Annotated in this window: 12 protein-coding genes and 2 pseudogenes; 4 read left to right on the top strand and 10 right to left on the bottom strand. The window is 72.5% G+C overall.

Translation table 11 applies throughout. The annotated features are described in order from the left end of the window. Window positions 1-8: 8 nt before the first annotated feature. The 8 genes and pseudogenes from ACTWQJ_RS33730 to ACTWQJ_RS33695 all read right to left on the bottom strand — a co-directional run. A pseudogene (locus ACTWQJ_RS33730) lies at window positions 9-1313 on the bottom strand (phosphocholine-specific phospholipase C); the annotation flags it as partial. A 160-nt stretch (window positions 1314-1473) separates the two neighbouring features. Next, complete coding sequence (locus ACTWQJ_RS33725) at window positions 1474-2172, bottom strand: GntR family transcriptional regulator (protein ID WP_443310296.1); 699 nt, start codon at window positions 2170-2172, stop codon at window positions 1474-1476. A gap of 52 nt (window positions 2173-2224) precedes the next feature. Then, a complete protein-coding gene (locus ACTWQJ_RS33720; RefSeq protein WP_385510000.1) occupies window positions 2225-3226 on the bottom strand; it encodes a proline racemase family protein in 1002 nt (333 codons plus the stop codon). Window positions 3227-3239: 13 nt separating this feature from the next. Then, window positions 3240-4136, bottom strand: coding sequence for a dihydrodipicolinate synthase family protein (locus ACTWQJ_RS33715; protein WP_443310295.1), 897 nt, complete (start codon window positions 4134-4136; stop codon window positions 3240-3242). Window positions 4137-4197: 61 nt separating this feature from the next. Beyond that, window positions 4198-5613, bottom strand: a complete 1416-nt coding sequence (locus tag ACTWQJ_RS33710; protein WP_443310294.1) for an FAD/NAD(P)-dependent oxidoreductase — start codon at window positions 5611-5613, stop codon at window positions 4198-4200. After that, the gene (locus ACTWQJ_RS33705; protein WP_443310293.1) at window positions 5606-5905 is read right to left on the bottom strand and encodes a (2Fe-2S)-binding protein; all 300 of its coding nucleotides are present in this window, start codon (window positions 5903-5905) and stop codon (window positions 5606-5608) included. Before ACTWQJ_RS33705 ends, ACTWQJ_RS33710 begins: the two co-directional genes overlap by 8 nt. Then, window positions 5902-7059 carry an NAD(P)/FAD-dependent oxidoreductase gene (locus tag ACTWQJ_RS33700; RefSeq protein ID WP_443310292.1) on the bottom strand — a complete coding sequence of 386 codons (1158 nt, stop codon included), beginning with the start codon at window positions 7057-7059 and terminating at the stop codon, window positions 5902-5904. Before ACTWQJ_RS33700 ends, ACTWQJ_RS33705 begins: the two co-directional genes overlap by 4 nt. A 109-nt stretch (window positions 7060-7168) precedes the next feature. After that, entirely contained in the window at window positions 7169-7840 is a 672-nt protein-coding gene (locus ACTWQJ_RS33695; protein ID WP_443310291.1) for an MmyB family transcriptional regulator, read from the bottom strand. Window positions 7841-8063: 223 nt separating this feature from the next. On the opposite strand from ACTWQJ_RS33695, the gene ACTWQJ_RS33690 reads away from it, so the two are divergent. The 3 genes from ACTWQJ_RS33690 to ACTWQJ_RS33680 all read left to right on the top strand — a co-directional run bounded on the left by ACTWQJ_RS33690 (window position 8064) and on the right by ACTWQJ_RS33680 (window position 9691). Next, on the top strand, window positions 8064-8720 hold the full coding sequence (locus ACTWQJ_RS33690) for a helix-turn-helix domain-containing protein (protein WP_224738132.1): 657 nt from the start codon (window positions 8064-8066) through the stop codon (window positions 8718-8720). A gap of 32 nt (window positions 8721-8752) precedes the next feature. After that, window positions 8753-9283, top strand: coding sequence for a toxin-antitoxin system, toxin component (locus ACTWQJ_RS33685; protein ID WP_443310290.1), 531 nt, complete (start codon window positions 8753-8755; stop codon window positions 9281-9283). Window positions 9284-9454: 171 nt separating this feature from the next. Beyond that, the gene (locus ACTWQJ_RS33680; RefSeq protein WP_443310289.1) at window positions 9455-9691 is read left to right on the top strand and encodes a hypothetical protein; all 237 of its coding nucleotides are present in this window, start codon (window positions 9455-9457) and stop codon (window positions 9689-9691) included. Window positions 9692-9706: 15 nt separating this feature from the next. On the opposite strand, the gene ACTWQJ_RS33675 is transcribed toward ACTWQJ_RS33680, so the two are convergent. After that, a complete protein-coding gene (locus ACTWQJ_RS33675) occupies window positions 9707-10387 on the bottom strand; it encodes a 4'-phosphopantetheinyl transferase family protein (RefSeq protein WP_443310288.1) in 681 nt (226 codons plus the stop codon). After that, complete coding sequence (locus tag ACTWQJ_RS33670) at window positions 10384-11244, bottom strand: metallophosphoesterase family protein (RefSeq protein WP_443310287.1); 861 nt, start codon at window positions 11242-11244, stop codon at window positions 10384-10386. The genes ACTWQJ_RS33675 and ACTWQJ_RS33670 overlap by 4 nt, the downstream gene beginning before the upstream one ends. A gap of 554 nt (window positions 11245-11798) precedes the next feature. Between ACTWQJ_RS33670 and ACTWQJ_RS33665 the strand changes: the two are divergent. Further along, window positions 11799-12151, top strand: a pseudogene (locus tag ACTWQJ_RS33665) (ATP-grasp domain-containing protein); the annotation flags it as partial.

The raw sequence follows: 12151 nt of genomic DNA, 5'->3' as shown, positions 1-12151 counted from the left end.
CGCCGTCACGGCGAGATGTTCGGCTCCTCGACCCCAAAGCGGCGCTCCATGAACCGGACGATCGAGGTGTGGTCGAGGGTCTCGGAGCAGACGTAGCCGCCCTTGCTCCACGGCGAGACGACCAGCATCGGCACGCGCGGGCCGAGGCCGTACGGGCCGGCCGGGCGCTTGCTGTCGCCCGGGTAGAGGTCGAGGGAGACGTCGACCGTGGACTTGCCCTGCGCGGCGGACTTCGGCGGGAGCGGCGGGACCAGGTGGTCGAAGAAGCCGTCGTTCTCGTCGTAGGTGATGAACAGGGCCGTCTTCGCCCAGACCGCCGGGTTGGAGGTGAGCGCGTCCAGGACCTGCGCGATGTACCAGGCGCCGTAGTTCGAGGGCCAGTTGGAGTGCTCCGAGAAGGCCTCGGGGGCGGCGATCCAGGAGATCTGCGACAGCTTGCCGGCCTGGACGTCGGCGCGCAGCCGGTCGAAGTAGCCGTCGCCGTTCTTGACGTCGGTGCCAGTGCGCGCCTTGTCGTACCAGGGCTCGCCCGGCTGGGCGTTGCGGTACTTGTTGAAGTACAGCAGCGAGTTGTCGCCGTAGTTGCCGCGGTAGGCGTCCTCGATCCAGCCCCAGGAGCCGGCCGCGTCCAGGCCGTCGCCGATGTCCTGGTAGATCTTCCAGGAGATCCCGGCCTGCTCCAGGCGCTCGGGATACGTCGTCCAGTCGTAGCCGAGTTCGTCGTTGCCGAGGACCGGGCCGCCGCCCTGGCCGTCGTTGCCCGTGTAGCCGGACCACATGTAGTAGCGGTTCGGGTCGGTGGAGCCGATGAACGAGCAGTGGTAGGCGTCGCAGACCGTGAAGGTGTCGGCGAGGGCGTAGTGGAAGGGGATGTCCTCGCGGGTCAGGTAGGCCATGGTCGTGGTGCCCTTCGCGGGCAGCCACTGGTCGTACTTGCCTGCGTTGTAGGCCTGCTGGCCGTCCGTCCAGCCGTGCGGCAGGCCCTCGAGGAACTGCATTCCGAGGTCGTCGGCGGTCGGGTGGAAGGGCAGCACTTCCTTGCCGTCCTGGGCCTGGTGCCACACCGACCTGCCGTTGTCCAGCGTCACCGGGTTCGGATCGCCGAAGCCGCGGACGCCCCTCAGCTTGCCGAAGTAGTGGTCGAAAGAACGGTTCTCCTGCGTCAGGACGACGATGTGCTCGACGTCCTCGATCGTCCCCGAACGGTGGTTGGCCGGGAGCGCGGCGGCACGCTCGATGCTGCTCGCCAGGGCGGTGAAAGCCGCGCCGGCTCCCGCGATCTGGAGGAATCTGCGCCGGTTGACTTCGGGCATGGGTGAGGGACCTCTCGTCCTGACGGAGTTCGACCGGCCGGCTGGTGACGGAATGCGCGCGGAAGGAGTGTTCCAAGAGCACCGAACGTCAGGGAAGGGTCCGGTGGCGCGGGTGTGAAAGTCGTCGGTACGTGGGGTGCTTGCGTTCCGGTGCAGCGGGTCAGCCCCCGGGCGCCGCCCACTGCCCCCGTACATGACCGAGGTGCCGGGTCATCACCTCGCGGACGGCCGGCTCGTCGCGCGCCAGCAGGGCGTCGAGGAGTTCGAGGTGCTCCTCGGCGGAGGCGAGCAGGCGCCCCGCCGCCACGAGGGCGGTGAGGCCGTACAGCCGGGAGCGCCCCCGCAGGTCGCCGACGACCTCGACGAGGTGGGCGTTGCCCGCGAGGGCGAGCAGGCCCAGATGGAACCGGGTGTCGGCCTCGACGTAGGCGATGAGGTCCCCGGCCGCGGCGGCGGTGACGATCTCCTGTGCGGCCGGGCGCAGCGCCTCGAGCGAGACCGGGTCCGCGGTCCTGGCCAGGTCCACGACCGTGGGGATCTCGATGAGCCGGCGGATGTGGGTGTACTCGTCGAGCTGTTTTTCGGAGACCGCGGTGACCCGAAAGCCCTTGTTGGGGACGGTGTCGACGAGGCCCTCCTTGGCCAGGTCCAGCAGCGCCTCGCGCACGGGGGTCGCGGAGACGCCGAAGCGGGCGGCCAGTGCCGGCGCGGAGTACACCTCGCCGGGGCGCAGTTCCCCGGCGATCAGCGCGGCCCGCAGCGCGTCGGCGACCCGCTCCCGGTAGCTGCTCTTCCTGCCGCCGAGTGCCGGCAGGGCGGGGGCAGCGGCGGAGGGGGTGCTGGTGCGCCGGGCGGGCATGGGGGCGTCTCCTTGTGCGGGCAGGTGGGTCGGGCGGACGGGGCGCGGACAGTCAGAGGACGAAACCGGCCGGGAAGGGGTCGGTGGGGTCGAGCAGGTACTGCGCGGTGCCGGTGATCCAGGCGCGGCCGGTGAAGCTCGGCAGGACAGCGGGGACACCGGCCACCTCGGTCGTGCCGAGCAGCCGTCCGGTGAATCGCGTTCCGATGAAGGACTCGTTCACGAACTCGGTGTGCAGGGGCAGTTCGCCGCGCGCGTGCAACTGTGCCATGCGCGCGCTGGTGCCCGTACCGCAGGGCGAACGGTCGAACCAGCCGGGGTGGATCACCATCGCGTGCCGTGAGTGGCGGGCGGTGGCTCCGGGGGCGTACAGGTGGACGTGGTGGCAGCCGCGGATGGACGGGTCCTCGGGGTGTACCGGTTCCGCCTCGGCGTTGACGGCGTCCATGAGGGCGAGGCCAGCCTTGAGGATGTCGTCCTTGCGGGAGCGGTCGAAGGGCAGGCCGAACTGCTCCAGCGGGAGGATGGCGTAGAAGTTGCCGCCATAGGCGAGGTCGTACGTCACCGTCCGCCCGTCGGGGAGCGTGGCCTTGCGGTCGAGGCCGACGCTGAAGGACGGGACGTTGGTGAGGGTCACCGCCTGCGCGGCGCCGTCCTTGACCGCGACCTCGGCGACGACAAGCCCCGCGGGGGTGTCCAGGCGGATGGTGGTGACCGGCTCGACGACCTCGACCATGCCGGTCTCGACGAGGACGGTGGCCACGCCGATCGTGCCGTGCCCGCACATCGGCAGATAGCCGGAGACCTCGATGTAGACCACGCCCCAGTCGCAGTCCGGGCGGGTCGGCGGCTGGAGGATCGCGCCGCTCATCGCGGAGTGGCCGCGCGGCTCGTTCATCAGCAACTGCTTGATGTCGTCGCGGTGTTCGCGGAAGTACAGCCGGCGCTCGTTCATCGTGGCGCCGGGGATCGTGCCGATCCCGCCGGTGATCACCCGGGTGGGCATGCCCTCGGTGTGCGAGTCGACGGCGTGCAGGACGAGTGTGCTGCGCATGGGACGGGCTCCTTCAGGCGAGCCCGGCCGCCACGGCCTTCTCCGTGGCGGCGCGGACGACGGCTTCCTGCTCGGGCAGCAGCGGGACGCGGGGCGGACGGCAGCGGCCGCCGTGGCGGCCCACCACATCCATGGACAGCTTGATCGCCTGCACGAACTCGACCCTGGAGTCCCAGCGCAGCAGCGGGTGCAGCTGCGCGTAGAGCGACTTGGCCGTCGCGAGGTCCCCGCCCACGGCGGCGCGGTACAGCTCGACGGTCGACTTCGGCAGCGCGTTGGGGTAGCCGGCCACCCAGCCCTTCGCGCCTGCGATGGCGAGTTCCAGCAGGACGTCGTCGGCGCCGATCAACAGGTCCAGGTCCGGGGCGAGTTCGGCGATCCGGTAGGCGCGGCGCACATCGCCGGAGAACTCCTTGACTGCGTGGATGTGGCCCTCGCCGTGCAGCCGTGCGAGGAGTTCGGGTACGAGGTCGACCTTGGTGTCGATCGGGTTGTTGTACGCCACGACCGGCAGGCCGGCCTTCGCGACCTCGGCGTAGTGCGCCACGACGGACCGCTCGTCGGCGCGGTAGGCGTTGGGCGGCAGCAGCATCACGGCGGCACAGCCCGCCTCCCGCGCCTGCTCGGCCCAGCGCCGGGCCTCCGCCGAGCCGTACGCGGCGACCCCGGGCATCACCCGGGCGCCGCCGATCGCGGCCACGGCCGTCTCCACGACCTGGGCGCGCTCCTCGGGCGTGAGCACCTGGTACTCGCCGAGGGAGCCGTTGGGGACGACGCCGTCGCAGCCGTTCTCGATCAGCCAGGCGCAGTGCTCGGCGTATGCGTCGTGGTCGACGGAGAGGTCGTCGGTCAGTGGGAGCGCGGTGGCGACGAGGACGCCGCGCCAGGGTCGGTTCTCGGTGACGGTCATCTGCGGTGTGGTCCCTCTCCATACGGTGTGACATTTCACTGTCGGCGGCCGTGGGGCCCGATCAGTCGTCGTCCGGTTCGCCCGCGTGTGCCAGCACGCCCAGCGGCACCGGCCGGGCGAACGGCCTGCGCTCCGCCGTCTCCGGGCACCCGGCGAGCCCGGCGACCGCGGGCCCGCACATCCGGCCCTGGCACCAGCCCATCCCGGCCCGCGTCAGCAGCTTCACGGTCCGCAGGTCACCGGCGCCCAGCTCCCGCACGGCCACGCGGACCGCCTGCGCGGTGACCTCCTCGCACCGGCACACGACGGTGTCGTCGGTGACCTGTTCGGCCCACTGCGCGGGCGGCGCGTACCCGGTGTCGAGGGCGGCGAAGAACGCCCGCAGGCGGGTACGGGACCTCGCCGCCGCGGCCCAGGTGCGCGGGTCGGGTGCGGTGCCGTGCAGGCGGGCGGCGGCGGAGCATCCTGCGATGTGGCCCTCGGCGAGGGCGAGCGCCGAGCCGCCGATGCCGGTGGTCTCGCCGGCCGCCCAGACGCCGGGGACGTCGGTGCGCTGTTCGTCGTCGACGTGCACGCCGGTTGTGTCGAGGCGGCAGCCGAGGGTCTCGGCGAGGTCGGTGTGCGGCAGCATGCCGTGACCGACGGCGAGGGTGTCGCAGGGGATACGGCGTTCGCTGCCCGGCCGGATCCGGCCGTCGGCGTCGAGGGCGGCGACGGTGACCGCCGCCAGCCGGTCGGTGCCGTGGGCCTCGACGACGGTGTGCCGGACGAGAGTGCGTACCCGGTGCCGGAGCAACCGGGCCGCGAATCCGGCCCCTTCGGCGACCTTGTCCGGCTGTGCCGCCAGCGCGCGGGCCTGCCGCAGGAACGCCGCGGGGCCGGCGGACTCGACGAGCGCGGCCACCTCGACGCCGGCCGCGGCGAGGCCGGTTGCCACCGGAAGCAGCAACGGGCCGGTTCCGGCGACCACGGCGGTGCGTCCGGGCACGGCGAGGGTGCCCTTGAGCATGGCCTGGGCCCCGCCGGCGGTGACGACGCCGGGCAGGGTCCAGCCGGGGAAGGGCAGGACCCTCTCGTATCCGCCGGTGGCGAGGAGGACGGCGTCGGACCGGACGGTGGCGGGTTCCTCCTGCTCGGGGCCGAGCAGTGCGTGCACGGTGCAGTTGCCGGACGGCCCGCGCTCCACGAACCACACATGATGGTCCGTCAGGTGCGTGACGCGGCCCGCCTCGACGTGCCCGGCGAGGGCGTCCCGCAGCCGCCGCCAGGTCCGCCAGTGATGGTGCAGGGCCTGCGCGCGGCGGGCGCCGAGCCCGGCGGCGGGCTGCCGGTAGAACTGCCCGCCCGCCTCGGTCGCCGCGTCCACCAGCGTGACCCGGACCCCGCGCGCCGCCGCGGCAACGGTGGCGGCGAGCCCCGCCGGACCCGCGCCGATCACCGCAAGGTGCGGTCGCCCGGTCGTCGCGCGCTCAGTCATCGTGGCCCGTCCCCTCCTGCGTACGGATCGCATCGCCCGGCCGCACCGGCACCAGACAGGCCCGCTGGTTCGGGCGGTCGTTGACGGTCACCAGACAGTCGAAGCAGACGCCGATCCCACAGAAGATCCCGCGCGGCCGGCCCGTGTCCCGGGTGGCTCGCCACGAGGTGACGCCGGCCGACCAGAGCGCGGCGGCGACCGTCTGGCCGGGCAGTGCCTCGATCGCGCGGCCGTCCAGGGTGACCGTGAAGGCCGGTCCCGGTTGCGCGCGCGCCAGCTCCAGCGGGTTCACGGGCCCTCCTCGGGTGCGGGAAAGCGGTCGGGACGCAGCGGCGTCAGGTCGAGATCGGGGGTCTTCGCGGTGAGCACCTGCGCGATCAGGTGACCGGTGCCGGTGGCGAGCCCGATGCCCGCGCCCTCGTGGCCGCAGGCGTGGTACAGGCCGGGGACCCGGGGGTCGGGGCCGATGGCGGGCAGGTGGTCGGGCAGATACGGGCGGAAGCCGAGGTAGGCGCGCAGGGCGCGAACCCGCTCCAGGAACGGGAACAGCCGGGTCGCGCCCGCCGCCAGGGCCCGGACGACGGGCAGGGAGAAGGTCCGGTCGAAGCCGACGCGTTCGCGGCTCGCGCCGATCAGTACCGGCCCGGCGGCGGTGCCCTCCACGACCGGCGAGGTCTGGAGCTGCGCCGAGTCGCTGGCCACGTCGGCCACATAGTCGGCGGCGTACACCTTGTGGCGGACCAGGCGCGGGAGCGGTTCGGTGACGAGGACGAAGCCGCGGCGCGGGAGGACGGGCAGGAACGTGCCCGCGAGCGCGGCGAGTTCCGCGCCCCAGGTGCCGGCCGCGTTGACCACCGCCGGGGCGTGCACATCGCCCCGCTCGGTACGGACTCCCCGGACGGTGCCGTCCGGGGTGCGCAGTACGTCCGTCACGTTCCGGCCGGTGAGGAGGCGGGCGCCGGAGGCCCGCAGCAGTTCGGCGGCGGCCAGGGCGGGCATGACCTGGGAGTCCTGGGGGTAGTGCACGCCGCCCGGAAGGCCCGGGGCGAGGTGGGGTTCGAGGTCGTACAGCGTGTCGGCCGCAACCGGCTGCGCGAGGACTCCTGCGGCGCGCTGCCCGGCGGCGAAGCGCTCCAGTGCGGTGAGCCCGTCAGGGGTCGACGCCACCACGACGCCGCCCTTGGCCTCGTACTCGACGGACTTCCCGAACTCCTGCGCAAGGTCGGCCCACAACCGGCTCGACAGCAGCGCGAGGTCCAGTTCGGGGCCCGGCTCCTTGTCGGAGACGAGGACATTGCCCTCACCGGCGCCGGTGGTGCCGCCGGCCACCGGACCGCGGTCGACCACGACGACGTCGAGGCCGGCCCGGGCCGCGTACAGGGCGCACGCGGCGCCCACCATTCCGGCCCCGACGACCACGACATCGCAGGTGAGTTGGTTGCCCACAGCAGTAATATGTCACACAGCACAGGTCGGCGGAACACCTCGCGCACGGCGGATGCAGGGAAACCCCGACCGTGGCGCCGCCGGCGACCTGAACGCCGACGGTGCCCGGTCAGGCCTCGGGGGCGGGCACCACGCTGAGGTGGCTCGCCGTACGGCGGTCGCGCGGCCGGCGGCGCGGCGCGGGAGCCGGCCGGCGCACTTCGCGCAGCACCATGGTCAGCCGGGTGTATCCCATGTCCTGCAGGGTCCTCGGGGTCTCGCCGACGATGCGGCACTCGGTGGCGCCCCAGCGCGGGTCGGGGTGCAGCAGCGGGCGGACCGCCCCGTCGTGCTCGACGGCGGCCTCGCCGACGGACCGGATCCAGTGCGGCAGGCCCTGCCGGTAGGCGGCCTCCATGATCGGATCCTGTGCGATCTCCCGGCGGATCGCCTGCAGTCCGTGGTCGTGCCCGTGCCGCTCCACGGCGGCCGCGAAGTGGGCCAGCATCGGCAGGAACCAGCGGGACTCGTGCTCGCCGAGGACGGCGGGCGCTTCGGGGTGGAACAGCACGAACCTGAGGAAGTTCTCGCCCGGCATCGCCGTCGGATGCGGACCGATCTCGCGGAAGAGGCTCTGGAACGCGCTGTTGGCCAGGACGACGTCCCAGCAGTGGTCGACGACGACGGACGGAAACGGGACGGCCTCGAGCAACGTGGCGTAGTCCTGGAGATACGACCGCACCTCGGAACGCTCGGGGACGGACCGCAGCGCGGACCGCTGCCCTCCTGCCTGATGTGCCATCGGGAGGTCACCCCTCTTGCCTATGCGGCCTTCACGCGGCGTCCCGATCCTGCTGCCCCGACGCTTGCGATGTCAACTATCGTGGCATTTCATGCCCGTTGACGGCTGAAATTGGCCACAGTTGTGGCGAGACCTGGATGTGAGTTCGAAGCACCCGCTAATCTCCGGGAAGTTCACGGCAACCACTGACCACAAGCCTGTGAGAGACGTAGGAGACCTGTCGGTGACGGATGGCTACGAGGTTCCGGGCGCCACGGCGACGGCCACGCTGCCGGCCGTGATCGCCCGCGTCACCGCGCTCGCCGGCCGGCTCGGCGTACCGCACGCGGAGGTCTTCGACACCGCCCGGCTGTCCGTGGCCTCCGGTGTCCCCGAGCCCGTCGTCAAGGACCTGCTGAGCGGGCGCCCGGCAGGCGAGCCCGATGTACAGGCCCGGTTCCTGCAGCGTCTGGACCTGCTGCGCCGCACCCGGCTGAAACCCAACGGGCGCAGGTACACCCAGCAGGAGATCGCCGACGGCGCGGGCATGTCGCGGCAGCAGGCCGGCGCCCTCATCAACGGCGACCGGCGGCCGACCATGGAGCACTGCGACGCCATCCAGCGCTTCTTCCGGGTGCACGCCGGATTCCTCACGGCCGAGGACCCGGAGGCGCTCGCGGGCACGCTCCAGCGCACCGAGCAGGAGCTGCTGCAGAAGCTCGCCGACCGGGAGCGGGAGGCGGCCGCGGCCGCCGACGACCCGCTGGAGCGGCTGTTGCAGGACCACGGCGTCCGCGGCATCGCCTGGCGGGCCGCCCAACTGCCCACCGACCAGCACCGTGACAAGGTCGCCGAGTGGCTGGACATGCTCCTGGAGAGCGTGCAGCGGCCCGAGTCGTGATCCGGGGGTTACCTGTGGGCATCGGTAGGGAAATGCGCCGGCTGTGCGGCGAGCTGGTCGCGGAGCTCACGCTGCCCGCGCCGGCCACGCCCGCCGACCTGTACGCCGCCCTGTGCGACGCGATGAGCAGACGCCGCGGCCGCCCCGTCCACTTCCGTACGGCCGCCTTCCCGCCCGGCACGGCCAGCGGGCTGTGGCTCGACATGGCCGACCAGGACCTCGTGGTCATCGAGGAACGCACCGCGCCCGACCACCAGTTGGTGATCCTCGGGCACGAGCTGTGGCACATGAAGCGGGGGCACTGCAGCCATCACGTCGAGGGCGCCGCGGTCGCGGCCCGTTTACTCGACGACAACGCCGATCTCCAGGCGACGGTCCTGAAGGTCGCCGCGCGCACTCGGTTCGACCTCGCCGACGAGAAGGAGGCGGAGAGCTTCGGGCTGCTGCTCGCCAGCAAATGCCGTACGTGGCTTGCCGGTTCGGCGCTGCGCGGTCCGGTGCAGCGGGATCATCTCGCCGGGCGGATCGAGGCGTCGCTGGGGTATCTGGGCCCGCAGGGCTGAGGCCGCCGAGCGTCCTTCGATGACGTTTCGCCTCCGCTGAGCGGGCGAACCGAGGGGCGGCAGAGCCGGATTGTCAGTGGTGGACGGCAAGCTGGAGGGGCGCCACCGGTGAGCGGGGCGTACGTGCCCTCCGGGCACGTGAGGCCACGACGAGGCGGGGAGAGCCGACCGATGCCCACAGCCGTACTGACCGACCGCGAGCGCATGGCCGTGCAGGCCTACCTTCGACTGCTGCACACGGTACGAGCGGCGTTCGACACCGCGGCCGGCCCACCGGACGCCCGTATGCCACCCGTCGTCCCGCCCGCCGTCCTCGCCGAGGCGGAACAGGCGCTGGCGGCCGCAGGCCTGACCGGCAACGAGGAGGGGTTCTTCCGCCTGCTGCAGAGCTGGTGCCCGGAGCCCTGACGGTTCCGGCCGCGGTCAGATGTGCGGCACCGCCACCGCCGTTGCCACCAGGCCCCGTTGGACGGTCCAGCGTCCCTCGAAGCCGCCGAGGCGTTCGCCGCCGACGACGGGGCCCGGTACGAGCAGTGCGGCGCGGAAACGGCCGTGCGTCCGCCCGTGCGGATCCATGACGAGGTCGATGTCGGCCTCCGAGAAGTCCAGCCACTTCCGGGTGAGCGGGAACCATGCCTTGTAGACCGACTCCTTGGCGCTGAACAGGAGCCGGTCCCACGGGACCGCGGGGTGCTCCGCGGCCAGGCGGCGCAGCCGGTCCTGCTCGCCCGGCAGGGCGACGGACTCCAGGACGCCCTCCGGGAGCGGTGCGTGGGGTTCGGCGTCGATACCGAGGGAGGCCAGGTCGGTGGCGCGGACCAGGGCGGCGGCGCCGTAGCCGTCACAGTGGGTCATGCTGCCGATCAGGCCGTCCGGCCAGCGCGGGGCGCCGCGTTCCCCGGGCAGGACGGCCTGCGACGGCACGCCGAGCTTCTCCATGGCGCGGCGGGCGCAGCCGCGTACGACGGCGAACTCACGCCGGCGCTTGGCGACGGCCCGCGCGACCACCGCCGCCTCCTCCGGGTACAGCGGCGCCGGCTCGGTCCCGTCGTCGCCGTGCGCCTCGACGGCCACCACGGAATCGGGCAGCAGCTCCTCGATCACCGGGTCGCTTCCTCTCTCGGCAGGATGCGGCGCAGCCGGCCGGGCGGCTGCGGGCGCTTGCGCCATTCGCGCGGGTAGCCCACGGACACCTCTTCGAAGCGGACGCCCTCGTGCCAGGTGGTCCGCGGGATGTGCAGGTGCCCGTAGACCATGGTCTCCACCCGGAACCGGCGATGCCAGTCCGCGGTCAGCCGGGTGCCGCACCACATGGCGAACTCGGGGTACCAGAGGACCTCCGTCGGGTGCCGGTCCAGCGGATAGTGGTTGACCAGGACGGTCGGCAGCTCCTCGGGGAGCTCGGCGAGCCGGCGCTCGCTCTCCGCGACCCGGGCCCGGCACCAGTCCTCACGCGTGGGATAGGGGTCGGGGTGCAGCAGGTACTCGTCGTTGCAGACGATGCCGGTCGAGTGCGCGTAGGCCAGGCCCTCGTCCTTGGTCGTGCAGCCGGAGGGCAGGAAGCTGTAGTCGTACAGCAGGAACAGCGGCGCCACGGCCACCGGGCCGCCGGGGCCGTCCCAGATCGGGTAAGGGTCCTCGGGTGTCGTCACGCCCAGCTCACGGCACACCTCGACCAGGTGCTCGTAGCGGGCGACTCCGCGCAGGGTGACGGGGTCCGACGGGTGGGTCCACAGTTCGTGGTTGCCGGGCACCCAGATCACCTTGCGGAAGCGGCCCGCGAGGGTTTCCAGCGCCCAGCGGATGTCGGCCACGGTTTCGGCGACGTCACCGGCCACGAGCAGCCAGTCGTCGTCGGAGTGGGGGCGCATCTCCCTGACCAGGTCGCGGTTCTCGGCGTACCCGATGTGCAGGTCGCTGATGGCCAGCAGCTGCCCGGCACCACCGGCCGTCGATGTCACCTGTCGCCCCCTTCACGATCACACGGACGGGACCACGAGAACACAGCCGCGGCTCGTCAGGCAAGGGCGACCCGAGCGTACCGGCGGGCCAGGGCCTGTCCGGCGGATCATGCCGGAATCGCGGGGTCTGGCACGCACATCTGCCGCGTTGTCGTCACTCGCCGACTCCCCCACGCTCGGCTTCTCCCCCACGCTCGACTTCGCTCGAGCGGGGGGACCCCCATGCGCGGGAGGGGCCCCCATCGCGTCGACTCCCTCCTCCGCCTTGCAGCTGCACGCACCAGACCCCGCTCACCAGCGCCGATCAGTCACCGCCCCTTGGAGCCGACCTGATCCGCCGGACAGGCCCTAGCAGGCACCCGCGCAGCGGGTGGGCACGACCGGAAAATCCGTAACACGCACGTTGCACGCGGCGGGTCCGCGAAGCCGTATGATCGCCCCAACACCACCGCCACGAAACTCCCTTCACCAGGGGCGGTTCGGTGTACCTCCAACCACCCCAGGCCGGGCCGGCCTCGCTCCGCCGTGCCCGCGAACCGTGAAAGGCGGCCTGCATGGTCTCTCGCGTACGCGTCTGGCTCAACCGCACGTACGCGGAGAACGTGTTCTTCATGGATCAGCTGCGGAGAAATCCCAGCGACCGGGCCGTCGAGATCCACGCCACGCACGGCGACCCCGACTCGCCCGTACTGGCCGCCGCCGACACGGCCGAGCTGGAGCCGGAGGGCCTGTCCCCGGCCGCGTACGTCGAGTTCGCCCTGGACCAGTGCGCCCGGCGCGGCATCGACGTGTTCGTGCCACGGCTGCACCAGGCGGCGATCGTGGCGCACCGCGCCGAGTTCGAGGCGGTGGGTACGGCGCTGCTGGCGCCGCCGCCGGAGGCCGTGGCCGTCTTCCAGGACAAGGT

Origin of the sequence: Streptomyces sp. KR55 (genome assembly GCF_052245645.1) — a bacterium.
In the GTDB taxonomy this organism is placed as follows: domain Bacteria; phylum Actinomycetota; class Actinomycetes; order Streptomycetales; family Streptomycetaceae; genus Streptomyces; species Streptomyces flavusporus.
The sequence above is the reverse complement of the archived record's forward strand: the minus strand, read 5'-3'. Positions and strand labels throughout refer to the sequence as shown.